Annotated in this window: 19 protein-coding genes; 18 read left to right on the forward strand and 1 reads right to left on the reverse strand. The window is 48.1% G+C overall.

Annotation, left to right across the window (positions count from 1 at the left end; translation table 11 throughout):
* Positions 1-65 precede the first annotated feature (65 nt).
* Positions 66-1,301 (reverse strand): aminopeptidase, encoded by a 1,236-nt coding sequence (locus GUA98_RS05910; RefSeq protein ID WP_095358024.1) that lies wholly within the window; start codon positions 1,299-1,301, stop codon positions 66-68.
* 215 nt (positions 1,302-1,516) lie between these two features.
* Here GUA98_RS05910 and GUA98_RS05915 point away from each other — a divergent pair, with 215 nt between their 5' ends.
* The 18 genes from GUA98_RS05915 to GUA98_RS06000 all read left to right on the forward strand — a co-directional run bounded on the left by GUA98_RS05915 (position 1,517) and on the right by GUA98_RS06000 (position 25,580).
* On the forward strand, positions 1,517-1,789 hold the full coding sequence (locus GUA98_RS05915; RefSeq protein WP_227779441.1) for a hypothetical protein: 273 nt from the start codon (positions 1,517-1,519) through the stop codon (positions 1,787-1,789).
* A gap of 174 nt (positions 1,790-1,963) precedes the next feature.
* Positions 1,964-2,773: an MBL fold metallo-hydrolase gene (locus GUA98_RS05920; RefSeq protein ID WP_193722368.1), complete on the forward strand. Its 810-nt coding sequence runs from the start codon at positions 1,964-1,966 to the stop codon at positions 2,771-2,773.
* A gap of 164 nt (positions 2,774-2,937) precedes the next feature.
* Positions 2,938-3,939 carry an aldose 1-epimerase gene (locus GUA98_RS05925; protein WP_193722369.1) on the forward strand — a complete coding sequence of 334 codons (1,002 nt, stop codon included), beginning with the start codon at positions 2,938-2,940 and terminating at the stop codon, positions 3,937-3,939.
* 149 nt (positions 3,940-4,088) lie between these two features.
* Positions 4,089-5,477 carry a class II fumarate hydratase gene (gene fumC / locus GUA98_RS05930; protein ID WP_095358020.1) on the forward strand — a complete coding sequence of 463 codons (1,389 nt, stop codon included), beginning with the start codon at positions 4,089-4,091 and terminating at the stop codon, positions 5,475-5,477.
* Between the two features lie 313 nt (positions 5,478-5,790).
* Positions 5,791-8,529 carry a CHASE3 domain-containing protein gene (locus GUA98_RS05935; protein WP_227779443.1) on the forward strand — a complete coding sequence of 913 codons (2,739 nt, stop codon included), beginning with the start codon at positions 5,791-5,793 and terminating at the stop codon, positions 8,527-8,529.
* 264 nt (positions 8,530-8,793) lie between these two features.
* A complete protein-coding gene (locus GUA98_RS05940) occupies positions 8,794-10,404 on the forward strand; it encodes a PucR family transcriptional regulator (RefSeq protein WP_127540174.1) in 1,611 nt (536 codons plus the stop codon).
* Positions 10,405-10,707: 303 nt separating this feature from the next.
* On the forward strand, positions 10,708-12,213 hold the full coding sequence (pucL, locus tag GUA98_RS05945; RefSeq protein WP_153978519.1) for a factor-independent urate hydroxylase: 1,506 nt from the start codon (positions 10,708-10,710) through the stop codon (positions 12,211-12,213).
* Positions 12,213-12,590 carry a hydroxyisourate hydrolase gene (gene uraH, locus GUA98_RS05950; protein ID WP_193722371.1) on the forward strand — a complete coding sequence of 126 codons (378 nt, stop codon included), beginning with the start codon at positions 12,213-12,215 and terminating at the stop codon, positions 12,588-12,590. The genes pucL and uraH overlap by 1 nt, the downstream gene beginning before the upstream one ends.
* A 41-nt stretch (positions 12,591-12,631) precedes the next feature.
* Complete coding sequence (gene allB, locus GUA98_RS05955; RefSeq protein ID WP_153978521.1) at positions 12,632-14,047, forward strand: allantoinase AllB; 1,416 nt, start codon at positions 12,632-12,634, stop codon at positions 14,045-14,047.
* A complete protein-coding gene (locus tag GUA98_RS05960; protein ID WP_227779444.1) occupies positions 14,034-15,335 on the forward strand; it encodes a Zn-dependent hydrolase in 1,302 nt (433 codons plus the stop codon). Before allB ends, GUA98_RS05960 begins: the two co-directional genes overlap by 14 nt.
* 6 nt (positions 15,336-15,341) lie before the next feature.
* The gene (locus GUA98_RS05965) at positions 15,342-16,583 is read left to right on the forward strand and encodes a pyridoxal-phosphate-dependent aminotransferase family protein (RefSeq protein WP_193722372.1); all 1,242 of its coding nucleotides are present in this window, start codon (positions 15,342-15,344) and stop codon (positions 16,581-16,583) included.
* The gene (ggt, locus tag GUA98_RS05970) at positions 16,577-18,172 is read left to right on the forward strand and encodes a gamma-glutamyltransferase (RefSeq protein WP_193722373.1); all 1,596 of its coding nucleotides are present in this window, start codon (positions 16,577-16,579) and stop codon (positions 18,170-18,172) included. Before GUA98_RS05965 ends, ggt begins: the two co-directional genes overlap by 7 nt.
* Before the next feature lie 85 nt (positions 18,173-18,257).
* The gene (locus GUA98_RS05975) at positions 18,258-19,580 is read left to right on the forward strand and encodes a 5'-deoxyadenosine deaminase (protein WP_193722374.1); all 1,323 of its coding nucleotides are present in this window, start codon (positions 18,258-18,260) and stop codon (positions 19,578-19,580) included.
* A gap of 74 nt (positions 19,581-19,654) precedes the next feature.
* Positions 19,655-20,737 carry an XdhC family protein gene (locus GUA98_RS05980; RefSeq protein ID WP_193722375.1) on the forward strand — a complete coding sequence of 361 codons (1,083 nt, stop codon included), beginning with the start codon at positions 19,655-19,657 and terminating at the stop codon, positions 20,735-20,737.
* On the forward strand, positions 20,703-21,356 hold the full coding sequence (locus tag GUA98_RS05985) for an NTP transferase domain-containing protein (RefSeq protein ID WP_193722376.1): 654 nt from the start codon (positions 20,703-20,705) through the stop codon (positions 21,354-21,356). Before GUA98_RS05980 ends, GUA98_RS05985 begins: the two co-directional genes overlap by 35 nt.
* Before the next feature lie 366 nt (positions 21,357-21,722).
* Positions 21,723-22,628: an FAD binding domain-containing protein gene (locus GUA98_RS05990; protein WP_193722377.1), complete on the forward strand. Its 906-nt coding sequence runs from the start codon at positions 21,723-21,725 to the stop codon at positions 22,626-22,628.
* Positions 22,629-22,668: 40 nt separating this feature from the next.
* Positions 22,669-25,083, forward strand: coding sequence for a molybdopterin cofactor-binding domain-containing protein (locus GUA98_RS05995; RefSeq protein WP_193722378.1), 2,415 nt, complete (start codon positions 22,669-22,671; stop codon positions 25,081-25,083).
* On the forward strand, positions 25,080-25,580 hold the full coding sequence (locus tag GUA98_RS06000; protein ID WP_193722379.1) for a (2Fe-2S)-binding protein: 501 nt from the start codon (positions 25,080-25,082) through the stop codon (positions 25,578-25,580). The genes GUA98_RS05995 and GUA98_RS06000 overlap by 4 nt, the downstream gene beginning before the upstream one ends.
* The last annotated feature ends 628 nt before the right edge of the window (positions 25,581-26,208 follow it).

Consider the following 26,208-nt stretch of genomic DNA (forward strand, 5'->3'; position numbering starts at 1 on the left):
TATAATTTTACCTGCTTACGCAGGAAAAGAGAGGAGTACTCTCCTCTCTTCATGTAGCGTAAAAATTAGAATGCCCAGTTACCTTGCAGGAAGATCGGTTCTTCTTTTCCTTCGGAAGTAACACCGTGAATGTTCATGTCAGCTGACCCAACCATGAAATCCACATGGGTAAGGCTGGAGTTCAGACCATTATCGATGAGTTCTTGCTTCGACATCGTTTTGCCGCCTTCCAGACAGAATGCATAGGCATTACCGATGGCCAAGTGGTTGGATGCATTTTCATCGAACAGGGTGTTATAGAACAGAATGTTCGTATCGGAAATCGGTGATTTATGGGGAACAAGAGCGACCTCACCCAGATAGTGTGCACCTTCATCCATTTCGATGAGGTTTTGCAGGGCATCATGTCCTTGCTCGGCAGTAAAATCAACAATACGTCCATTCTCGAATGTCAGAGAGAAACCATCAATCAGATTGCCACCATAGCTGAGTGGCTTGGTGCTGCGTACGGTGCCATTGACACCCGTTTTCAGCGGAGCCGTAAATACTTCCTCTGTTGGCATGTTGGCGATGAAGACATGACCCTGTTCATTCACACTGCCACCGGACACCCAGATGTGTCCTTCTGGAAGCTCAATGGTCAGATCTGTTCCAGGGGCAGTATAGTGAAGTTTCTTATATTTTTTCGTATTGAGCAGATCGGCACGGGAATCGAGGTTTTGCAAATGTGTTTTCCATTCGGAAACAGCATCCTGCTCGCCGATACGAACAGTTTTGAAAATAACATCCCATAGTCTATCCACTTGCTGCTCCGCTGGCAGATCCGGGAATACTTTGGCAGCCCATTCCGGGGAAGGTACCGCAACGATAGACCAGCTGAATTTATCAGCCATCTGATAGGCACGATATTTCTCCAGTGCTTTTCCGCGCACTTTTTGACTGGTGACGATACGTTCTTGAGCCACACCATTTAAGAGATCAGGGTTTTCCGCGATGACGTGCAGGATGGCAGCTCCTTCTTCTACGAGTTCTGTCATTTCACCCGCAAACCATTTTGGTTCGATAGAGAATGCCTCATCCGGTGCGAGATCATAATGAAGACGTGTTACGGTTTCATCACTCCAGTTTACTTTGACCAGCTTGGCACCTGTTTCATAGGCAGCCTTCACGATCTTGCGTACAAAATGTGCGGCAGTGATTGGTGCATTTACAACGAGTGTTTGTCCAGGATGGACATTTACTCCCACTTTGACAGCTAGTTCCGCGTACTGCTGTAAATGAAGTTCAAAATTATTATTCATGCTATATTCTCCTCCTGTAATATAAGGTTTCCGTAGCTCGTTCACTGGAACATGAAGCCCTCAAATCATGTATGTAAGGATACCCCCGAGGACCTTCAATTGAATAAGGTATACGTTGCTACGATATATATTGTACAATTAACCAATAATAATTACCAAACTAGGTTTACCATAATTGTTGTAGACCTGTTACTGATGAGAGATTAAAGGAGTGTATGTTGGTGAATATTGAAATTATTCGTGCTGAGATGCGTCGGGAAGACGAGAAATCCTATATTGGAACAACCGTTTTTCGTGCAGAAGGGGAAAAGTCCATTTATGAGGTAACGTTCATGAGCAAGAACGGCAAAGATTGGGATTATAGCCTCCATTTCACGGAGCAATCCGGTGATGAAGAAGAACTTCTGCGCATGGACGAGCTGCTCGAAAACGACGACGATGTATACGACAAGCTGCTCGACGCGGCTTTGGATGCTTATCCTGCATAATCAGAACATAGGAAGTTGTTCTATTATGTGAATGAACAGACTATACTAGACGGTGTGTGCCCAAACGGGTATGCATCGTCTATTTTATTAGATGAGGGGAATAGATATCCCAAAAAGGGGCAGTCTATGGATGGCAAACAGAGGGACAATCGCCTGAATGGGAGGTAACCGTGGATGACATCTGACAATCTGATCACAGCAGGAATGACGGGGCTTGAAGAAGTCGCGCATGATATCCTCAGTCTGCGTACATTATTTGTTAATGTAGTATTCATCGGTGAACCGGGAAGCAGGAACTGGATTCTAGTGGATACCGGGATGGCGGGATTTACGGATCATATTGTGCGGATCGCAGCAGAACGGTTTCAGGGACCACCGTCCGCCATCATATTGACACATGGTCATTTCGACCATGTAGGTACTGTAATAGAGCTTGAACAGTTCTGGGGTGTTCCCGTCTATGCCCATTCACTAGAATTACCTTATTTAACGGGCCTTAAGGATTATCCACCAGCCGATCCTTCCGTAGGTGGGGGACTGATGGCAAGACTGTCATTTGCCTATCCGAACGAAGCAATTAACCTGGATGATCGTATCTTCAGCCTGCCGGAGGATCATTCGGTACCTGGTTTGCCTGGATGGCGTTGGATCCATACTCCAGGACATACACCTGGTCATGTGTCGCTCTTTCGCGAGGAGGGCCGTTTCCTGATTGCGGGGGACGCCATTATTTCGGTTAAACAGGAATCGCTATGGAGTGTACTGCTGCAGGATGAACAGATGCATGGTCCACCTGCATATTTTACGACGGACTGGGACGAGGCTCATCGATCCGTTCATGTAATCAGGAAGTTGGAGCCACGTGTCGTGGTCACGGGGCATGGACATTCGCTGACAGGTGATTTCTTGCATGATTCGCTTGAGCACCTTGATCTGGATTTTGAACAGGATGCTGTGCCGGAGCACGGCAAATATGTCGATTAAACGATATGAAATGATCAGTTGGAGGACAGCCGCGGACAGTGCAGCTGTCTTTTTTGTCGCCTGATGATGAAAATGTTCTATATCACAGATTGGTATTTTGTGCCCAGTCATGATATATTCGAGCCGTATAATATAACCCTAGTATGCAGGAGGTACATATAACAATGACACAGAATTCAGCGTATGAGGAGCAATTTGGCGGAATTCCGGCGGTGTGGCTTCGATTCAATCAATTTGAGGCGGCCGTAATTCCAAGCGTGGGTGCAAATCTGGTTGCGTTTCGTGATACAGAGCGCGGTCATCGCTATCTTCGTGAACCTGATTTGAATGATATGGAAGCATTCAAGGCTGCACCAGCCGTGTACGGCATTCCCGTTCTGTCTCCACCGAATCGCTATGAAGATGGCCGCTTTCCTTGGAATGGCGAAATCTATCAATTACCTGTAAATGAACCTGCTACGGGCAACCATTTGCACGGATTTTTACACGAGGCAGATTGGAAGGTAGAAGGATATGGAACGACTGAACTGGAGAGTTATATCCTGCTGAGCCAAGAGATAAAAGAAGGACACCTTTTCCATCAATATTTGCCGTTCACGTTCACGGTAACGCTTCGTTACTCTCTTGACAGCACAGGCCTCCAGCAGCAGCTGAAGGTTCGTAATAACGGCAAAGAGCGCATGCCGAATTTGTTTGCGTTCCATACAGCCATTAATGTTGCCTTTGTACCTGACAGTGATGTGTCGGACTATACCGCCAAAATCACCATCGGTCAGCGCCGTGAGCTGAATGAACGTTCTTTGCCTACCGGCCAATTTCAACCGCTTTCACCGAATGAGGAGAAGTTAAAGGCAGAAGGGGTTAGTCCATTCTTCGAATCCATGGATAATCACTATACAGCTGAACCACAGAATGGTCGAAATTATATGGAGCTCACGAACAATCGTACAGGGGACAAATTTGTTTATGATGTTGGAGCATCGTACAAACACTGGATGATCTGGAACAACAACACGGAAGGTGGCTTCTTCTGTCCTGAACCTCAGATGAACCTGGTTAATGCACCGAATGTGCAAGGCCTACCAGCCGAAGAGATCGGATTAGTCGGACTTGAGCCTGGAGAGATCTTCGAGCAAGCCAGTCGTTTGTATCCGATCTATTCATAATTTCATGAGACGATAAACGATTGCGTGTTTTGACGCACGCTTACAATTTTGTCGAAAAGGTGAAAATCTGAACGACAATCATGTATAATATGACGAGATGATTAAATTTTCTAGAAACAGAATTCATCTTTTTGGAGGAGGAAAATCAAGTGGAATACCGCATTGAAAGAGATACGCTCGGAGAGATGAAGGTACCAGCGGACAGACTATGGGGGGCGCAGACACAGCGCAGTAAGGAAAACTTCCCGATTGGTCGTGAGCATATGCCGATGGAAGTTATTCGTGCACTTGCCATTTTGAAAAAGAGTGCTGCAGCGAGCAACCACAAGCTCGGCAAGCTGTCTGCCGCCAAATCGGATGCGATTGCCTATGCAGCGGACGAGATCATTGCCGGTCGGATTGACGATCATTTCCCGCTTGTCGTATGGCAGACAGGAAGCGGCACGCAGTCCAATATGAATGTGAACGAAGTCATCGCCAATCTGGGTAACCAGCTTCTTGAACAGAAGGGCAAGGAAGAGCGTTTGCATCCGAATGACGATGTGAACATGTCCCAGAGCTCCAACGATACGTTCCCGACAGCTCTACATGTTGCAGGTGTACTAGCTGTTGAAGACCAGCTCTTGCCAGCCATTGCTGTACTCAAATCTACCTTTGCAGACAAATCCGAAGCTTTCAAGGATATTATCAAGATCGGACGTACCCACCTGCAGGATGCTACTCCTATCACACTCGGACAGGAGATCAGCGGCTGGGAAGCGATGCTGGACAAGAGTGAGCGCATGATTCGTGATAGTGTTCAATATATGAAAGAACTGGCCATTGGTGGTACCGCCGTAGGTACAGGCATCAATGCTCATCCTGACTTTGGCGATTATACCGCCAAGGAGATCGGCAAACATACAGGTAAGGATTTTGTATCGGCACCAAACAAATTCCACGCACTTACAAGTCATGATGAAGTCGTTTACGCCCACGGCGCTGTTAAAGCGCTTGCAGCTGATCTGATGAAAATTGCCAATGACGTGCGCTGGCTTGCAAGTGGTCCGCGCAGTGGACTCGGAGAGATCCGCATTCCGGAGAATGAACCGGGCAGCTCCATCATGCCGGGCAAAGTGAATCCAACCCAGAGCGAAGCACTGACAATGGTTGTAACGCAAGTAATGGGGAACGATGCTGCGATCGGATTCGCGGCAAGTCAGGGTAACTTTGAGTTGAATGTATTCAAACCGGTCATTATTTATAACTTCCTGCAATCCGTACAACTGCTTGCGGACTCAATCATTGCTTTTAACGATAAATGCGCAGTGGGTATTGAACCTAATCTGGGTCAAATCGAACATAATCTGAACAACTCGCTTATGTTGGTGACTGCTCTTAATCCGCATATTGGATACGAGAATGCAGCCAAGATTGCGAAGCTGGCACACAAAGAAGGATTATCTCTGAAGGAGGCTGCTCTGCAGACCGGGTTGCTTACCGAAGAGCAGTTCGATCAGTATGTGGATCCTGCGAAAATGATTGCTCCAAAAGCTTAAGTTTTTTTATAGTAAAAAAAAACGTGAGGAAGAAACGACCCGCATAAAGCTGGTCGTTTTTTCTTGTTAGGAATACATCTAAACCTTCTTGACTATGTCTGAATTTGTCAGACTTTACAACCTCAGAATATTTAGACAGAACCAAATGATAAAATGCGTTTAACCCCATAATGACAAGCTTGAGTTATGTCAATGTCGAAATATGACTTGATTGGATATAATGCTTGTCAGACTTCCTGTATCCATATAAACTACATAAGCAGATCAAAATTGTTGTGCGGTGAATTGATTGATTCCATTGGAGGTTTCCGCGTTGTCGAAGAAGAGAAGGTTTACGATACGCTCCAAAATTTTGTTGGGCTATCTCGTGGTTGTATTGTTATTTGGAGCTGCCTTGCTGGTTCTATCAGCTCAGATTAATGAATTGCAAAAAGAGAACGATTTTATAAGCCATCATGACCTTGAAGTACACAACCTGACCAATGCCATTGAGAAGGATGTACTTGATATGGAGACCGGACAGCGAGGATTCATGCTAACAGGAAAAGACAGCTACCTGGAGCCCTACAATCAAGCACTCTCGGAGTGGAATTCGAATTATGACCAGTTATACGGACTGATCAGTGATAACCCATCCCAGCAACAGAGATTGCAAACGATCAAAACGCATATTCTACGCTGGATTGAGGTTGCAGCAGAACCTTCCATTGCATTGAAAAATCAGGGTGATCAGGAGCAAGTAGTTACGTTTTTCCAATCCGATCCGGGTAAAAACGAAATCGATTTGCTCCGTTCACAACTTACAGGCTTTCGTAATACAGAAATTGCTTTGACGGAAGCACGCGTAACCAGTCTTGCCGAACGCAGTTCCACCCTGCTTACGATTATGTATACCCTATGGGCTGCTATTGCAGCATTTTCAATCGGAGCAGCGATCATGGTCTCTGGTAATATTGTCAAAACGCTGCGTGACGTTAGACAAACGATTCGAGATATATCCCAGGGCGGCAACTTGGCAGAACGGATTCATGTGCGAACGGAGGATGAAGTGGGTGACCTCGGACGGGAGACTAACAACCTGCTCGATAAAGTGCAGGAGCAGAATCGCGTGAAGGATCAGCTTACAAGTATCGCTACACTCCTGCAGAACCCGACTAATCTGGAGGGCTTGTCACGTCTGTTCCTGAATGAGCTTGCCATTCTGCTGGAGGTTCCCTACAGTGTACTGTACTATTGGAAGGATAATCGGCTCTTGCGCGTAGCTGCTTATGCAGCAGATGGGGACAAAGAGCACTCCATCGGCAAAGTATCCCTTGCACCGGGCGAAGGACTCGTGGGTCAAAGCGCGGTGGAGAAACGGATACTGCGTATGAATGACTTGCCACAGAACTATATTCGAATCTCATCGGGACTAGGCCATGCTTCTGCAACATCTCTTACAGTCGTGCCTGTGATCTTCGAAGGCCGAACAATTGCGGTCATCGAGCTGGCTTCATTAAAGCCGTTGCTGGAGAACGAACTCGAACAGCTTCATGAATTAGTTGAAATATTCAGTGTCTCTCTACACTCCACGGCGACACGCATGGAGCTGCAGCAGTTATATGATGAATCCCAGGTACTGAACGAGGAGCTCCAAGCTCAATCGGAGAAGCTTCAGCTGCAAACCGAGGAAATGCTGTCACAAACCGAAGAACTGCAGATGCAAACCGAAGAGCTGCATATGCTGAACGAGCGTCTTGAATTGCAAAAACATGCAGCAGAAACGTCAGCGAGCGAGCTTGCGAGTGTAGCAGACCAGCTGCGAACAAGTTCGGGATACAAATCTGAATTTTTGGCTAATATGTCACATGAATTACGCACTCCACTGAATAGTATGCTCATCCTTTCCGAGATTTTGGCTGAAAACAAACATGAGAACTTGAGCAGCGAAGAACAAAAATACGCATCGGTAATTCATACTTCAGGCAAAGATTTGCTTAATCTGATCAATGACATTTTGGATCTGTCCAAAGTGGAGGCAGGGGAGATGGACATTGATCTTGGTGAAGTTTATCTCGGCGTTCTGCCGGAGACGATGAATCAGTATTTCTTAAAAACTGCGGAGCAGAAAGGAATCGACTTCCGGATTCAGCTGCAAAGCCATTTACCGGAAACGATCGTCACGGATGAGATGCGCTTGCATCAGATTCTAAGAAACCTGCTCTCTAACGCATTTAAGTTTACGGACGAAGGTGAAGTTGCTCTGACGATCTCCCGAATGAATCTGGCAAGCCCGGAAGCTGGTGGCCCAGAGACGGATGTTATTGCCTTTTCGGTCAGTGATACGGGGATCGGCATTGCGGAAGATAAGCTGCTGCAGATCTTTGATGCATTTAAACAAGCGGATGGTGCGACTGCAAGGAAATACGGTGGAACCGGACTCGGCTTGTCCATTTCCCAATCTCTTGCGACTTTGCTCGGGGGTTCCATCTCGGCGACCAGTCGCGAGGGACAGGGCAGTGTATTTACTCTTTTCTTGCCATTGAGACCAGAGGAGCCTGAGACAAAGAATAACTCACGACTATTCTTGAACGAAGTAGCTACAACGATTCCCATCGTGGAATCTCTATCTAATCCATCAAAGGATAAGATTCTGCTGACACCTCTGGAAGAATCGTTATTAAGAGGGCGCCAAGTTTTTGTCGTAGATGATGATATTCGTAACGTATATGCCCTTGCTAATGCCCTTGAACAGTATGGCATGCATATCATTACCGCGCAGAACGGGTATGAATGTCTGGAGATGCTGGAACGCGGGGAAGCCAATCCCGATATCATTTTGATGGATATCATGATGCCAGAACTGGATGGTTACGATACGACACGTCAGATTCGGGAGCGATTGAAGCTTACCCAGCTGCCGATCATTGCATTAACGGCTAAAGCCATGAAAGAAGATCGAGATAAATGTATTGCAGCAGGTGCCTCGGACTATATTAGCAAGCCGCTGAATATCAAAGAGGTCTTGTCCCGAATGAAATTGTGGCTTAGTCCGGAAAAACTAGAGATTTAAGTTTAAGAACTTATTTACCACATATCAATCATTTCATACACCCCTTATACAACCAATGATACATTAACAAGCGTATGCTTAAATGTTGTCATTGGTTTTATTTTTGTCATGTAAGCTCTGAAATCAAATTTGATGTTATAATACTTAACAAATAGTTTGAATCCGTTAAAGTGGATGGGTCGCGGACCATGGGTAGGAGCTTTTCATTTCCATTATAAGAGAAAAATATAACTTCATGAGTTATATATATGGGAGGTCGTGTCTATGCAGCTTACGGTTAAAGAGGCGTTGCAAGTATATCCATTGTCTGAGGCCAGACTCGTTGCTGGCGGCGAGGGGACTTCACGGATGATGAAATCCGTTAACGTCATGGACGCCCCGGATATCGCGGATTGGATTAAATCCGGAGAGTTGTTATTCACAACCGCATTTATCATGAAAGACAATGAAACAGATGCCCTTCGATTAATGCGCAGACTAAATGACCGCGGATGTGCAGGACTCGGCATTAAACTCGGACGTTTCTGGCAGTCCATTCCCCAAGGGATTATAGAAGAGGCAGACCGTTTGCGTTTGCCACTGCTGGAATTGCCATTCCAGTTCACGTTTTCGGACCAAATGAATGCTCTGTTCAAGGCCGAACATGAGCGAAGTCACCGGCTGCTGCATGAAGTTGTACAGAAACAAAAGAAGCTGATGCATTTTGCATTACAACAACAACAGCAGCATCGAAATGTATTTGCCGAGCTTGCGACCGTATTAAACTACCCGCTTGCAGTTATAGGCTCCAGGGGACATGTACTCTATGGTAGTGAGACGATTGCCGGAGATGCACTGGTACAGGGGTGGCCATGGAAATCCGTTATGCATCGCGTGAAATGGAATCAGGGCAGTTGTCATCGGGTTCCCATCAAACAAAATGATGAAGAGTATGGTTTCCTGCTCGTGTTCACAGATTCAGCACTCTCCCTGCGGGCAGAGGAAGAATTATTTCAGCAGGCTGCGGACGTACTGGCATTTTATATGGATATGACCTATCGTGAACACATTAATCCGACCGTGCAGGATGAGATGCGTACTTTGTTAACCCAATACCTCGATAACAAAATGACGGTGGAGGAGTTGACCAGACTCAGTGAGAACAAAGGCGTTCATCTGTTCCAGGGTACTTATCAATGCGTGCTCATTACACTGGAGCCTTCAGTTTTCGCCGAAGGGAAGCTGCTGAAGCAAATTCATCGTGAACTGCAATATAATCCATTGATGCAATTTACGGCGTCGCAGCATTTTCAGATGGAAGATGGCATTCTGTCGATATATACATGCCCGACAGGGCGCGATTATGGGGAGGAACTATCGAGTTTTCTACTCAGTCGCTTCGCGGATGTATTATCTGCTCAGGAGGCAAAAGGAGCATCTGTGCCGAGATTCTGGATTAGCAAAATGAAACATGAGCCCAAATCATTACGTGAAGCTTATCAGGAATGCCTGGATACCCGGCAGCTGGCACGCCGCTTCGGAATGAAGGATCGTGCACTCCAGTTCGAGATGTTGGAGTTTGCCTACGTGTTCCAACATGTACCGGATAACATCATGGAGAATTACTGTAATAAAGTATTGGAACCTCTGCTGGCTAGAGATGGGGACCCTAATCACATCTTGATGAACACACTCGAATCTTTCATTGAGAATGATGGACTGATCAATGAAGCTGCGAAGCAGCTGTTTGTTCACCGCAACACCATTACGTACCGCATGGAGAAAATTGGAAGTCTGCTGCAGATGGACTTTAAAAAAACGAATGACTTGTTAAAGTTAAAACTGGTATTTACGTTCCGTAAATTTGGCCGGGATAAAAGAACCGAAAGACCATAAGGATGCATTAGACAGAGAGTGAACAGATCGCATATAGAAATGCACCACTCGAACAAATCCAGAGCTGCCGACTTTTGTGCTTCATAACTATCATCATAATTTAGATCGCAAACCGTACGCCCCTTATCTGGCGTACGGTTTTTTAGATTATGTGACATGGAGACCCTTAATTCCTGTGCACAGATAACAGTTCATGAATATGATGTTATGTTATATTACAAAATTGCGTAAATATTATTGCTGCATCCAGCCCTGAACCTTAGAATGAAGAACAACAATTCACAGAAGACCGGAGGTTCTGACATGAGCGATTTTATGAAACTCGTTAACAGCTGGTCTGTCACACAGTTCGTGCATACCTTTGGTGGCTTATTTGAGGAATCACCATGGGTGGCTGAACGTACCTGGACTTTGCGACCCTTTAATTCATTAGAACACATGATGAATATCATGAAACATGTTGTTGAAACGTCTGACGACGACGTCATCCTGCAGCTGCTGCGCAACCATCCCGATCTCGGCGCAAGAATCAGCATGAGCAGCAATTCCGTGAAGGAACAAGCTGGTGCTGGACTGGATTCTCTCTCCCCTGAAATGTATGACGAATTGAATCAATTAAACAAGGAATATACAAGCCGATTCGGCTTTCCATTCATATTGGCGGTAAAAGGTCATACCGCTCAGTCCATTCTCGAATCGATGCGTCAGCGTCGCTCGCGAAATAGGGATGAAGAATTTCAAACGGCTTTAAATGAAGTATTCAAAATTGCAGCTATCCGTCTGGAGAAGTGGCTGGTCCAAATTGGGCATGAACATGAAATTGAACCGAAGCCTGCTGTGGTGCCGAAACGAACGATGTATTACGGCAAAGGTGACGTGTGGTTGTATCGCTCCTATGCCAAACCTCTAACCGGGATCGGATCAATACCGGAATCGCCGTTTACCGGCAGAAGCAATGTTCTCTTCGGCATGAATATTAAGATAGCTGTACAAGGGGATGCATTCTTGCCTTCGTTTACGGAAGGGGATAATTCCAGCATCGTGGCCACGGATTCCATGAAGAATTTTATTCTCAAGCACGCTGCGAGTTATACCGGTGCTACCGTTGAGGGATTTCTTGCGTATGTGAGTCAGCTCTTTCTTGAGACATATCCTCAAATGATGAAAGTTCAGATGACAGCGGATCAGATCCCTTTTGAAGATGTACCCATTGGTGCCGATGGAAGTTATCGATCAAGCACGATGGTATTCCGGTATTCGCAAAATGATCGGGGTACGGCTGCAATAGAGGCAGAACGCAACGGTGATCAAATTGAATGGAGTAACCATTTCAGTGGTCTGGCTGATCTGCGACTGATCAAGGTCAAGGGGAGTGAATTTGCAGGTTTTATTAAGGATGAATATACTTCACTGCCTGAGACAAGAGATCGTCCCCTGTTCATTTTTCTGGATATCAATTGGCGGTACCACGACCCAAGAGATGGAATGGACGATACGCGCGGACGTTATGTGGCCGCTGAACAAGTGAGTGATATTGCTGCTGCCGTGTTCCACGAATGCCGTTCTGCATCCATTCAACATTTGTTGTATCAGATCGGACTCCGTGTATTGAAGCGTTTCGGGCAATTGAGTGAAGTATCGTTTGAATCCAACAATCGGACATGGGATACCGTGCTGGAAGAAGTGGCTGAAGGAGAAGGCAAAGTGTATACCGAGCCAAGGCCACCATACGGGTTTCAAGGTTTTTCAATGACCAGGGAAGATCTTGAAGCAGAGGACAATGATTCGAAGAGAGAAGGTAGATCGTAATGGCAGAGGCTGGAGGACGCATAACAACACACGTACTGGATACATCCCAAGGAGTACCAGCCGAGGGAGTTCGGATCGCATTGCATCTTGTCCAAACGGATGGAGAATCGGAGTCCAGGATAAAAGTTACCGAATCGGTGACCAACGGCGATGGGCGTTTGGATGCACCCTTACTGGCCGGGGGCCGTCTGGAGCAAGGCATTTATGAGCTTCATTTTGACGTCGAAAAGTACTATGCAGCTCGTTCACCTGAACAATCGGTGCAAGCATTGTGGACGGTTGTACCCATTCGTTTTGCCGTATCCGATACGGAAAGTCATTATCACATTCCTTTACTAATCGCTCCAGGAGGTTACAGTACATACCGCGGAAGCTGAAGAATTTAGAACACAGGTTCTGACACAGGGAGGGCATCCAAATGGCAAATTTTGATTCGATCATCCGGGGAGCCCGGGTCGTTTTAAAAGATCGTGTACAGCAGCTGGACATTGGTATCCAAGATGGGAAAATCACAGCTTTATCCTCTAGCCTGAAGGTTGAGGAAGGAACTGAGGTAGTCGAAGCAGCCGGTTTCACCGTTATGCCTGGTGTAGTGGATATCCATGTTCATTTTAATGAACCGGGGCTGGCCAGTTGGGAAGGATTCCGTTCGGGATCGGCTGCGCTTGCTGCAGGAGGAATTACCACTTATGTTGATATGCCGCTTAACGGAGTCCCGCCGACGACGAGTCCGGAAGCTTGGGATATGAAAAAGCAAGCTGCCCAGGATCGCTCCTATGTCGATTATGCATTCTGGGGAGGGTTAGTTCCGGGTAATCGGCAGCAGCTAATGAACTTAGCTGAGTCCGGTGCAGCCGGATTCAAGGCATTTATGTCGGAGCCGGGCGGAGAAGGAGAAGACATCTTTGCGAGAGCCGATGAGCAAACGCTTATGGACGGAATGCACGAGATAGCTAGACTCAATCGTGTACTTGCCCTTCATGCCGAAGATGAAGAAATGGTTGCGCAGCTTGGCGCGAGAAGCATTGCCGAAGGAAAGACAGGGCCAATGGATTATGTGAAATCCCGTCCTGCAGAAGCAGAAGTCTTGGCCGTCACCAGGGCGCTTCAATATGGAGAACAAACCGGCTGTCCGCTGCATTTCGTGCACATCAGTACAAGAGAAGCGTTAGAACGAATTGCGGAAGCCAAGGGGCGCGGTCAGGACGTCACCTCTGAAACTTGCCCGCATTACCTGACGCTCACAGAACAGGATGTAGTTCGGTTGGGCGCTGTCGCGAAGTGTGCTCCACCTCTCCGCAGCAGCGCCGAACAAGAGCAATTATGGGATGCGCTGGCGTCCGGGCTTATTGACGTCATCGCATCAGATCATTCACCGTGCCCGCCATCCATGAAACAGTCGGACAATTTTTTTGAAATATGGGGCGGCATTTCCGGTGCGCAGAGCACGCTGCTGATCATGCTGGATGAAGGTCATCTTCGCCGCAGTCTAAGCTTGCCTTTACTCGGAAGGGTTCTCGCTTTGCAGCCGGCCAGAAGGCTTGGGCTTGAGAATAAAGGAGAAATTGCGATCGGTAAAGACGCGGACCTCGTGCTTATTGATTGGAATACCAGTACCACATTAAACGTGGACGATTTGCTATATACGCATAAACAGAGTCCGTATATCGGACGTACATTTGCATGTGCCGTAGCCGAAGTGTACTGCCGAGGGATCAAAGTATATGGCGCAAAGGAAGGCCTATCCGCTAATCCAGCAGGTCAGTTTATTGCTGCTGGCTCGTATGGGAAAAATGGCACGCGCGGAACGGAGGAGTATCATGACAGAGTTTGAAACGTTCATGGGTTCCGAGACGGAAGAGCCGATTCTTCCCTTGCCGCAGCTGGAAGAAGTGAAGCTTCAAGACATGCTGGATTGGCTGTCCACATTCGGAGCTGATGCCAAAGGCGGCGTAACTCGCCTGCTGTATGACAAAGCCTGGTGCGAGGCACAGCATGCCCTGGCTGCACGGATGGAGCAAATGGGACTGCTTCCCGAATTCGATCAGTCCGGCAATCTATATGGCACGTTACGAGCTGCAGATTCTGCAGCAGGAGCTGAGCAGCTTCCCATTGTGACCGGATCACACATTGATTCTGTCGTTTACGGTGGAAGGTACGACGGTGCCTACGGTGTAGCAGCAGGAGTTCTTGCTCTGGAGTACTTACGAAGGCATTTCGGTACGCCGAAACGTACGCTGCAGGTGGTTTCGCTATGCGAAGAAGAGGGAAGCCGATTTCCATTTGCCTATTGGGGATCACGAAGCATTACGGGGATCACCTCTCTTGAAGACATTCAACATTTGACGGATAAGGATGGAATACCTTTTTCACAAGCGATTCGGGAAGCCGGATTCGGGTCAGACAGCGGCTACAGACCAGCTGCTCAAAAGTATGGTGCCTTTATTGAACTTCATATCGAACAGGGTCAGGTGCTTGAGCGACTTGGTCATTCGATTGGAATTGTATCCGATATCGTTGGTCAGAAGCGATTGAGCATTTCGATTAGTGGCGAAGCGAATCATGCGGGTACAACGCCTATGTCATGGCGGAAGGATGCACTGGCAGGTGCTGCCGAGATGATTACGGCGGTTAGAACGATTGCTATGGCTGCAGGTGAACCCCTTGTGGCAACGGTTGGCCGGATCACTGCTGAACCTGGTGTTGGTAACGTGGTCGCGGCACATGCCGAATTCTCGCTTGATATAAGGCATATCCGGCAGGAGAGTATAGATCAGTGCTGGCATGACATGCTTCAGGCATTTCTTAAGATTGCATCCAAACTGCAGCTTGAATTGAACTGGGAAGAACACTTGTCGGTTGCCCCCATTCCAATGAACGAACAGATCACAGCGGATATTCAAAATATTTGCAAACAGGAGCAGCTGTCCTATATGCATATGCCCAGCGGAGCTGGCCATGATTCACAGATTTTTCAGCCAGCCTGCCCGACAGCGATGATTTTTGTACCAAGTCAGGGCGGGATCAGTCACAGTCCCCTTGAATTCACAGCTGAGGAGGACCTGATGCGAGGATTTCGGGTTCTCGTTCAGCTACTTTATAAATACGGTTACGGGAGTTGATTGACCATGTCCAGCTATAGAGAATTATCTCCGTCCTTGCGAACCATCATGACACCGGGACCAGTTGAAGTCGACCCCCGAGTTCTAAGGGCTTTGTCCTTCCCGATCCTCGGACAGTTTGATCCGGAGTTTACGTCCCTGATGAATGAAACGATGGTCATGCTGCGTGAATTATACATGACGAACAATGAGTGGTGTTATCCGGTAGATGGCACCTCACGTTCCGGCATTGAAGCCGTGTTAGTAAGTTTAATCCAGCCGGGGGATAAGGTATTGGTCCCTATATACGGACGGTTTGGACATTTGCTTGTAGAAATATCAGAGCGCTGCGGTGCGGAAGTTGTATTTATTGAAACGACTTGGGGATCGGTCTTTGATCCGGAAGAAGTAATCAAGGCCATTCACACTCATAAGCCGGATATTGTGGCCATGGTTCATGGAGAGACTTCCACCGGCCAGATGCAGCCCCTCGCCGAGATCGGCAAAGTATGCCGTGAATTAGATCTTCTTCTCGTTGTTGATGCGGTTGCTACCATAGGTGGTACGCCCGTTAAGACGGATGCCTGGTATCTGGATGCGGTAATGGGCGGAACGCAGAAGTGTTTATCCGTTCCTTCCGGCATGGCCCCATTGACATATAACAGCCGTGTGGAGAAAAAATTGATGAGTCGGAAAACAGTCGAACGCGGACTCCGTGACGCGACAAGCGCGAGAGCAGAGGGACGAACCATTGCAAGCAACTATTTTGACTTGAGTCAGCTGCAGGATTATTGGAGTTCTGCCCGGCTGAATCATCATACAGAAGCTACATCGATGCTCTACGGTTTACATGAAGGTTTGCGAATTCTGCTTCAGGAAGGACTGGAAGCCCGTTTCGAGCGGCATCGGATTAACGAAAGTGCGCTCGTCGCCGGAATTCAGGGTATGGGGCTTCAAATTTATGGAGACATGTCCAGCAAACTTCCGGTAGTTACGTGTATCCATATTCCGGAAGGGATCGATGGTGAATCGGTACGAAGCATGCTTCTACATGATTTCGGCATCGAAATTGCGAGTTCATTTGGTCCTCTTAAAGGGAAAATCTGGCGGATTGGAACGATGGGCTTCAGCTGTCAGCGCAAAAACGTACTGCATGTGCTTGGTGCACTGGAGGCGGTTCTTCTCCGTCATCGCCATGGTTTACCTGCGGGTGAGGCAGTGCAGGCAGCACTCGACGTGTACGCTGGAAAGGAGGAAGCCTTATGTTAAATCAGATGCCCGTGTCCAGAGAGGTGATGGTCACCTCGCCACATTATTTGGCGAGCGCGGTTGGGAGCTCGATTCTCCAGAAGGGTGGTAACGCTTATGATGGTGCTGTTGCGGTGAGCGCAGCCCTTGGCGTAGTTTATCCGCACATGACTGGACTTGGGGGAGATGCCTTTTTCCTCATTCACGATGGAGCAAGCGGAGAGATTACCGCCTATAACGGAAGCGGCCGCTCGGCAGCAGGTATTCATGCCGATACGTTCAAAGCAATGGGCATGAATGCCATTCCCCAGCGCGGCGTGCTCAGCGCGATAACGGTTCCGGGAATGGTGGATGCATGGTGGGAAGTGTGGTCCCGCTACGGGCGATTACCATGGGAGCAGCTGCTTGAACCAGCCGTGCAGTACGCAGAGAAGGGGTGTCCGGTATCGCGCAACCTGCGCCTGTGGCTGGAACGGGATGAAGATTTCATTATGGGGCATTCGCCGCTGCGAGCGGTATTTGCCCCTTACGGCACATTGCTTCAGGAAGGTGAACTGCTCGTCCAGACCGAACTGGCTGCTTCCATTCGCCTGATTCAGGCGGAAGGACGGGATTCTTTTTATACAGGAGAGCTTGCAGATCGTCTGACTTCAGCGATTCGAGAAGATGGCGGCATGCTGGCACCTCAGGACTTTGCAGCACACAAGGGAGAATGGGTAAAGCCTGTCAGTACGGAATACCGGGGTTATCAGGTTCATCAAATGCCGCCCAACTCGCAGGGCTTCTCCATATTGATGATGTTAAATATGCTCGAACACATAGATCTCTCTTCCGTAGGTCGTACTTCGCCGGAGTTCTACCATCTAATGGCCGAGGTGGTGAAAAAGGCGTTTCGTGATCGTGACCGGTATCTTACCGATCCTGACTTTCGCGAGATCCCCTTGAATCAATTGTTATCCAAGACTTACGGGGAGGAGTTATGGAATGAGATACAGTCTGCACCACCAGTAGCACAGCCTTTCTTATCCAAAACGATCGGGCAGGATACAGCCTACGCTGCGGTAGTCGATCAGGAAGGCAACGCCGTCTCGTTTATTCAAAGTCTGTACTTTGATTTTGGCGCAGCCTACGTTCCAGGAGATACTGGGGTAATTATGCAAAATAGAGGGTCCTTTTTCTCACTCGATTCAACAGATGCGAATGTGCTTGAACCCAACAAACGCTCTTTTCATACGCTCATGCCTGGTCTTGTCACCCGCAATGGGAAGCCTTATATGCTTCTGGGTACACAAGGTGGAGAAGGGCAGCCTCAGACGCAGTTATCTGTACTTACGGGTGTTCTCGATTATGGTCTGACCATTCAGGAAGCAATCGGTCTGCCACGTTGGGTCTACGGACGGACGTGGGGTGAAGAAGGCGACACGATGCGGGTGGAGAATCGCTATCATGATGACGTATGCGAGACGCTGGCTCGCTGGGGACATAATGTGGAGATCAGAGCGCCATGGGATGACATTATGGGTCAGTCGCAAGGGATTGTCATCCGTGAGGATGGCATGATTAGCGGAGCTGCAGATCCAAGAGGAGATGGCATGGCCATCGGATGGTAACCAGGCTTGGTTGCTGTTTGGATTGGTTTTGGTTTCTCATGAAAACAGCGTAAAAAAAGATATAGATACGATAGGGGAGATTATCATGGGAACGATCCTGGTGAAGGGTGCTCAGCTTGTCACGATGAATGCGGAAGAAGATATATTTACAGGGGATCTGCTGATCGAGGATAACAAAATCAAAGAGATTGCCGAGCATATCGACGTTCAGGCTGATCAGGTTATTGATGCCCGTGGCAAAGTTCTGCTGCCAGGCTTTATTCAGACACATATTCATCTGTGCCAGACACTCTTCCGCGGGCGTGCGGACGACCTGGAGCTCATGGATTGGCTTCGTCAGCGAATCTGGCCACTGGAGGCAGCGCATGATGAGGAATCCGTCTATTATTCGGCGATGCTTGGGCTCGGCGAACTGATATCGAGTGGAACCACGACCATTTTGGATATGGAGACTGTGCATCACACGGATTCGGCTTTTCAGGCGATGGCACAGAGCGGCATTCGGGTGATATCTGGCAAGGTCATGATGGACCATGGCGACGAAGTGCCTGAACCGCTGCGTGAAAATACGGCAACCTCGCTGCAGCAAAGTGTTGATTTGCTGGAGAAATGGAATGGTTTCGGTGGCGGACGCATTCAATATGCGTTTTGTCCGCGATTCGTTGTTTCCTGTACAGAGGAGCTGCTCGTTGAAGTACGTGATCTATCCAACAAATATCATGTGAAGGTGCATACGCATGCATCGGAGAATCGTGGCGAGATTGAACTGGTCGAACATGAAAGAGGAATGCGTAACATTGTCTATCTGGATCATATCGGTCTGGCAACCCCACGTCTCGTCCTTGCACATTGTGTCTGGCTTAGTGAAGAGGAGAAGGAAATCATTCGCAAGCGAGGGGTAAAAGTGACCCACTGCCCCGGCTCGAATATGAAATTGTCATCGGGTATAGCAGAAATTCCTGACCTGCTTAACCGCCAGATCGCGGTGGGAATCGGTGCGGACGGCGCACCATGCAACAATAACCTGGATATGTTTCAGGAAATGCGCCTGACAGCATTAATTCAAAAGGTTCCTCATGGGCCTACGATCATGGATGCACGTACGGTTCTGCGCATGGCAACGATGGGTGGTGCCGAAGTGCTTGGTCTCTCGAAGGAAATTGGAAGTCTGGAAGTGGGCAAAAAGGCAGACATGGTGTTGTTGGATCTGGATGATTTCCATACGTATCCTTCGTATGAGACCGATATTTATTCCCGTGTGGTGTACTCCGCGACTCGGAGCTGTGTGGACACGGTTATTATTGATGGAAGCATTGTGCTCAAAAACCGCAAGATCCAGACCATTGATCGTGGCATCGTGCTCCGCGAATCGGATAAGAGCATTGCGCGTTTGATGAAGAGAATCTGAGTTAGGTTATTATCAGAAGGAAACGTTGTAATACAGCTGCTCGCTGAAGACAATTCGGAAAGGTGGAGACGAATATGGAAATGCATGATCTGTGTGCAATTGCAGCAGGTGAAGCACGCTGTGTACTTGCAACGGCGGTCAAGGTGGAAGGTCATGCTTACCGTAAGCAGGGAGTCTCTATGCTCTTGACCGAAGAAGGCAGAATGTATGGCAGCATAAGCCCGGGATGTCTCGAAAGTGATCTGCAAGCGCGTGTAAAACAAGTGCTGGACACGGGACACATGACATTTGCCGAATACGACATGCGCCCTGAAGATGATCTCTCTTGGGGAGAAACGATTGGCTGCGGAGGATTGGTTGTCGTCCTGCTGGAACCTGTCTGCGGCGAACTGAGAAGTGTATTAACTGAGATGCATGATTGTTTCAAGTCTGGTTCAGCAGCCGAGTTTACCCGTTACTTTCAACATAACTATTCCCTTATTCAATATGAATGGCGTCGAGTTGATTCTATCGATAGGAAACCTGTTCCTTCCGAAGACGTTCCGCGCATGTCTTCCGATTCATACAGGACAGAAATCGAAAAGGACGTAATATCAACTGAAGCAGAGTTCTGGAATCTGCCTTTACGAATAACGACCCTATATACTCCTAAACCGCGACTTATTATAATTGGGGCGGGAAATGATGCCATACCTGTTGCCAGGCTTGCGAGGGTATCTGGATTTCATGTCATCATTGCTGATTGGAGAGGGGGTCTGTGTACGTCCGAACGATTTCCGGATGCAGATCTTGTTCTTGGTTTTCCCACTGAGATCATGCCTGTGCTGAATATACGACGTGGGGATTATCTCTTGCTGATGAGTCATCAATTTCCGCGTGAACGTGAACTCTTGGAGCTGCTATCGGGAAGTGAATATGCCTATCTCGGTATTATGGGTTCCAGAACACGGACAGCAAGACTATTGAATGATTTATCACCGCTACAGAATCTCCATTCTCCCGTAGGTCTCAGTATCGGGGCAGAGGGTCCAGAAGAAATCGCCATTAGCATTGCTGCCGAACTGATTGCGTGCAAGCGCGCTGCTGGGACTGAAGACTACTCTGCTCAAAGGGGGAGTACACATGCGATTGACGGGCATTCTGCTCGCCGCAGGTAAGAGTACCCGTCTTGGCCGAGATAAATTAGCAGTGGCTATGCCGGATGGGAGAGCAGTCGCGGCCTGGTCGCTTCAAGCGGCTCTCGATTCTGAACTAGAACAGGTCATCTGTGTGGTGAAACCGGAGGATTCCTTGGAATGGCTCCCCGAGAATGTACTCCAGGCAACAGTGAATTCATCTAACTATAGGGACGAGACTAAGCTCCAAATTGCTGTCAGTACAGAATATTCTTCTGGGATGGCCGCATCGCTTCAATGTGGTCTCAAGGAAGCCAAGGCATACGGGGCAGAAGGTGTAATGATTCTTTTGGCGGACCAGCCCTTAATAAGGGCGCAGGATATTAATCAGGTTTCGGCAGCACTTGCATTGAACACACAGTCTGATTATGCAGCTGCTGCGGACGGCGAGGGACGGAAGCCTCCTGTTGCCTTTCGCTCTCATATGTTTGATCACCTCCTTGCTCTTGTCGGAGATGAGGGTGCGCGGAAGATAATGCGTAATGCCACCTTCTCTGGAACTCAGGTAAACTTGCCTGACTTTTGTTTCTGGGACGCTGATACGGAGGCTGAACTGGAACGCATCATAGATTATGTAAATGAATCAGCTCAAATGAAGTAATTTTAACTCAATAACATGCCCCTCAATTAAATACAACGTAGTCGTAGGGTATCTACTTATCTCTGCTCTCTTAACATAAACAGGTCATCCAGTTCGTTTGGTTGGCCTTTTTGTGTTGTGTATATGATTTCACGTGAGAAATAGTGTTAGGTATCGTAACTCCTATCATGCATGAAGCACAAAACGTGGTTCGTATTTATACATTTATCCAAATCGATGTGAAGCTAATTGACGCTAACTCTATAGTCTCATATGATTTGAAGAATTATCTGGATCCTGTAGGATGAATTTTCTTCAACAGTCAGCGCCTAAACGGACCTGATCCAGCGTCCTATATCGTGCTTATAAGAGAGAGGGGATGGAACGATGGTAATACCAGCATATGGGTCAGGAGCGATGCCATCGGTATGGCAGCCGGAAGATCTGGAAGAACTCCGGATGTTGAGGAACAGGCTGAACGGAAACTTCTGCTACGCTGCAGGCGCAACATTGCTGCGTACCCAGTGGGAAGGCGGTCTTGTACCTTCACCGGAGCATATGATCAGTCTGGCCCGTATTCCAGGAACAAGTGACGTATATATGGATGGAGATCGAATGGTGATCGGGGCCCTGACCCGATTGAATAGATGTATTACGGAAGGGTTATTTCATCATCTACCCTTATTGCAAGAGGCTGTGAAAACGATAGCTGCGCCGTCCATTCGCAATGTAGCGACCATTGGCGGCAACATTGTATCTGGAGTTGGCGATACGTTACCCGCATTGCTCGCATACAACGCAGAACTGCAGTGGATGACGGACGCAGGGTTGGAAATCCGTACACTAGACTCCTGGTTAAAAGGGGGGCGTGACGGCAGTCGCAATCCAAGTGACGTGTTAATCTCGATCCAGATCCCGCTGGATAAGTTGCCTGTCTCTGATCTGAAGAACCAAGAGCCTGATGCGAGAGAAATTGCATTTTACCGCAAGCTGGGCAGGCGAGAGACGTTTAGCGCATCTCTGGTAACCATTGCTTTTCGAGGAGAGATTGATACAGATGGTCGTTGGAAAAAGGTTGCGATCGCTGCTGGCGGAGGGTCAGGTGTGGCCATGCGGTTACCTGCGTCGGAACAGCTGCTGCTTCGCGAAGAAGCTTCCCGTATGCAAGCAGAGCCGCTAGGAAGGAGTGCGTCTGCGGAATTTGTGACCTATGGCGATGTCTTTGCAACAGAACAATACCGTAAAGAGACTGCTGGAAATTTGCTGGGGGCTGGACTGTGGGAAGCGCTATAGCGTTGATTCAAATCTTGATCAAGAAAAGGGGAGAGAGACCATGCTGCTGAATCGGAAACATAGCGGAAAACGGTGGCACTTGAGACCGGACGGAATTCCAAAGGTAACAGGACAACTCCAGTATCTGACGGATATGACGCTACCCGGAATGCTTCATGGAAGAGTTCTGCGCAGCACCTATCCTTATGCTCGCATTCTATCTATAGATACCACGGAAGCAGAGGCCATGGAGGGAGTGTATGCTGTCCTTACCTCCAAAGACGTACCCGGCCTGAATCGTTTTGGAATTGCAACGCCTGACCAGCCTGTATTTTGCGAAGATGTTGTACGTTATGTCGGTGATGCCCTTGCTGCAGTAGCTGCGGATTCCCCGGAACGGGCAGCGCTGGCACTCGGTGCAATCCAAGTGGAGTATGAGGAGCTTACCCCGCTGGACAGCACGGATGCAGCTCTCGCTCCTGACGCACCGGAGCTGCATCCACATGGACCGGGCAATGTACTGCATCGCACCGAGATTAAACGCGGGAATGTGGAGCAGGCTTTTGCGGCCTGTGAACATATTGTCACGGAAACGTATTACACTCCTCGTCAAATGCACGCTTATATGGAGACAGAAGGCGGCCTGTTTGTCCCGGATGAAGAAGGAAGGCTTAATGTCTACGCAGCCACGCAGCACGGGTACAAGGACCGGATGCAGCTGGCTCGGATTATCGGTTGTCCTGAGGAAGATATTCGTGTCGTATCGTCTCCCATTGGCGGTTCTTTCGGGGGGAAAGACGAATTAAACGTGCAGCCATATGGCGCACTTCTAGCATTGACCAGCGGACGTCCCGTGAAAATGCACAATTCCCGCAAAGAATCCGTTCGTGCAGGTCTGAAGCGGCATCCGATGAAAATTGAAATGCAGACGGGAATCAGTCGCGAAGGCATCATTCAAGCTCACCGGGTTCGCATTACGGCAGATACAGGAGCGTACGCCACACTTGGAGCACCTGTGCTGAACTTCTGCACGGAGCATTGTCTAGGCCCTTACTCCATCCCCAATGTGGATGTGGAAGGCTTGTCTGTGTACACCAACAATGGGCTATCAGGTGAATTTCGCGGATTTGGTGGGAATCAGGCTATCTTCGCAGTGGAAGGCCAAATGGATCGACTCGCTGAGATCATGAAGATGGACCCTTGGGAGTTTCGCAGACGGAACATGAGGGAAAAGGGTGACCCTGGTCCGTTAAACCAGAGAATTCTGACTACAGATGGACTGTCACAGGTATGGGAAGCCATGGATCGTTCTGAATTATGGCAAAAGCATCAGCATCCCCAGGCAGATCCTTCTCAGCCCCCATGGATCAAGCGCGGCGTAGGAGCTGCAATTGCCATGCATGGTGCCGGATTGGGTTACGGGATCCCGGATCCGGCAGGAGGCCGCCTATCCCTTAATTCCGAAGGGAAAATAGAAGTGGCTTTCAGTTACGAAGAATTTGGCCAGGGGTTGATCGCTACATTGGAGATCATGCTCTGTGATCTGTTCCAATGCAGTACTTCGGATCTGAATATCATCATTGGCGATACGGATCGGGTTCCTCACAGTGGCTCGAGCACCGCTTCACGTTCGACAACGATGGCCTGGATGGCTCTGCAGCGATTGCAAACCCCGTTCCGTTCCAGAGTCCTATCAGCCGCTTCGGCCTTGTCGGGCATTCCGGCTGATGAACTGGTGACAGGACCTGGCGGTGTATGGCGTAAAGGCCAACTGCCTAGTACTGATGTAGAGACGGAATCATTGGAACAGCTGTCACCAGCGCAAGCGGCGGGAGCATCGCATATTCAAGGTAAAGGGACGTCTTCTCCATCTACTGACACGGACATGACTTCCGGCTTTGTTACGGCCTACTCAGATTTGGCGGGTCAGGGCACAGCGGAAGAATGGGTATTTGATACTCATTTCGATTATCCAACCACGCCAGACCATGTCGTGGGCGGACACTATCTATATACGTATGCCGCGGTTGCCGCAGAGGTAGAAGTGAACACGTTAACCGGAGAAGCCAAATTGCTCGATACACGTCATGTGGTAGCAGCGGGCCCCGTCATTAATCCGATGGGCTTCATTGGACAGATCGAAGGTGGAAGTGTGATGGCACTCGGATTTACGCTAACGGAGGATGCTGTCATGCAGGATAGTCGATATCTTACGACCAATCTGGATACGTATTTGATTCCAACAATCCGGGATATTCATACCAATCTGGAGGTTGAGGCCATTGAAGACCTCCCCGAAGGAGATCCTTTTGGACCGAGAGGGATTGGCGAGATTGGTTCTGTGGCACTCGCGCCGGCAATCACTGCAGCAATTCATCAGGCAACCGGGGTGTGGGTGAATCGATTGCCGGTTCCGCGCGAACAACTGGTTCAATCACTACATGTACCTTTACAGGAAGGGGTGAGTCCCTCATGAGCAAGCCGCTTGGTAACATCTGGTCAGCAGTACTGAATGGGGAAGAGAAGCATCTTGACATTGCTCAAACAACCCGGCTGGTGGATGTGCTTCGAACTCATCTGAATCTGACCGGAACCAAGGTGTCCTGTGAAGTTGGTCGCTGCGGTGCATGCATGGTGCTTATGGATGGAGAGCCGGTCAACTCCTGCCTGATTATGGCTTATCAATGTGAAGGAAGTGAAATTACGACCATTGAAGGGCTACATGGTGAGCAGGAAGGGAGTCTGCATCCGATACAGCAGGCCTTTGTAGAAGAGGGCGGATTTCAATGCGGTTATTGTACACCAGGAATGGTCATTGCCACCAAAGCACTGCTTGATCATCATCCCCAACCTACACAGGAACAGATCGAAACGGGATTATGCGGCAATCTGTGCCGCTGCACCGGATATGGAGGAATTATAAGAGCAGTATGTAAGGCAAGTGAGAGTAGTGAGGAAACGAAGGCAATTTAGCCACGAGGTACAGGTGAGTGATCAACTCATGATATTTTAATAAAAAACGAATAAAACCGGGCGTGAAGGGGTTCTCGACTCCATCTCGTCCGGTCTTTATTTTACCTTGGATGACTTTGAAAGGTATGCGTATGAAGATGAGGGATCAGGACTGTATATCCGAAAATATAATGTTGAAGGGGGACATCATTTAATAGTTAGTGGTAAGAGTTTGGATAAACAACCGGATCACATCTATGTAGTTCGTAGGGATGGTCAACAAATAGATTTCGTAAAGGAGAATATTGAGGGTTTAGAGAATTAGGAAAACATAATAAATATTATGTAAACTTATTATTTTCGATAACTACTATAAGCCTCATCTATATTGAGGTATAGAATATATGAACCAGCATCTACCGACAGATTTAAAATTCAACTCAGAATTATGAAATTAATATAGCCTACTCCTCATGGATTTTTCCACTTCTTTATTCACTGGAGAGGGTAGGATTATAATCGTTTTCGAAGCTTGATAAACAATTAAGACTATTATAAACAAACATCGAAAATATGTTTAATATATGTTGTTTGAAGAAGTTTGGAATGCGTAAATAAATGTTCCTTTTTATATTCATCATTCTCGTGT

The sequence above is a fragment of the Paenibacillus sp. P13VS genome (assembly GCF_015143645.1).
GTDB classification, from domain to species: Bacteria; Bacillota; Bacilli; order Paenibacillales; family Paenibacillaceae; genus Paenibacillus; species Paenibacillus xylanilyticus_A.

Coding starts and splice junctions, on each gene's coding strand:
- GUA98_RS05940 (WP_127540174.1), top strand. CDS start 8,794: ATGCAGCTTACGGTTAAAGAGGCGTTGCAAGTATATCCATTGTCTGAG.
- GUA98_RS05990 (WP_193722377.1), top strand. CDS start 21,723: ATGGTAATACCAGCATATGGGTCAGGAGCGATGCCATCGGTATGGCAG.
- uraH (WP_193722371.1), top strand. CDS start 12,213: ATGGCAGAGGCTGGAGGACGCATAACAACACACGTACTGGATACATCC.
- GUA98_RS06000 (WP_193722379.1), top strand. CDS start 25,080: ATGAGCAAGCCGCTTGGTAACATCTGGTCAGCAGTACTGAATGGGGAA.
- GUA98_RS05925 (WP_193722369.1), top strand. CDS start 2,938: ATGACACAGAATTCAGCGTATGAGGAGCAATTTGGCGGAATTCCGGCG.
- GUA98_RS05965 (WP_193722372.1), top strand. CDS start 15,342: ATGTCCAGCTATAGAGAATTATCTCCGTCCTTGCGAACCATCATGACA.
- GUA98_RS05975 (WP_193722374.1), top strand. CDS start 18,258: ATGGGAACGATCCTGGTGAAGGGTGCTCAGCTTGTCACGATGAATGCG.
- GUA98_RS05985 (WP_193722376.1), top strand. CDS start 20,703: ATGCGATTGACGGGCATTCTGCTCGCCGCAGGTAAGAGTACCCGTCTT.
- allB (WP_153978521.1), top strand. CDS start 12,632: ATGGCAAATTTTGATTCGATCATCCGGGGAGCCCGGGTCGTTTTAAAA.
- GUA98_RS05980 (WP_193722375.1), top strand. CDS start 19,655: ATGGAAATGCATGATCTGTGTGCAATTGCAGCAGGTGAAGCACGCTGT.
- GUA98_RS05915 (WP_227779441.1), top strand. CDS start 1,517: ATGTTGGTGAATATTGAAATTATTCGTGCTGAGATGCGTCGGGAAGAC.
- GUA98_RS05920 (WP_193722368.1), top strand. CDS start 1,964: ATGACATCTGACAATCTGATCACAGCAGGAATGACGGGGCTTGAAGAA.
- GUA98_RS05910 (WP_095358024.1), bottom strand. CDS start 1,301: ATGAATAATAATTTTGAACTTCATTTACAGCAGTACGCGGAACTAGCT.
- ggt (WP_193722373.1), top strand. CDS start 16,577: ATGTTAAATCAGATGCCCGTGTCCAGAGAGGTGATGGTCACCTCGCCA.
- pucL (WP_153978519.1), top strand. CDS start 10,708: ATGAGCGATTTTATGAAACTCGTTAACAGCTGGTCTGTCACACAGTTC.
- GUA98_RS05960 (WP_227779444.1), top strand. CDS start 14,034: ATGACAGAGTTTGAAACGTTCATGGGTTCCGAGACGGAAGAGCCGATT.
- GUA98_RS05995 (WP_193722378.1), top strand. CDS start 22,669: ATGCTGCTGAATCGGAAACATAGCGGAAAACGGTGGCACTTGAGACCG.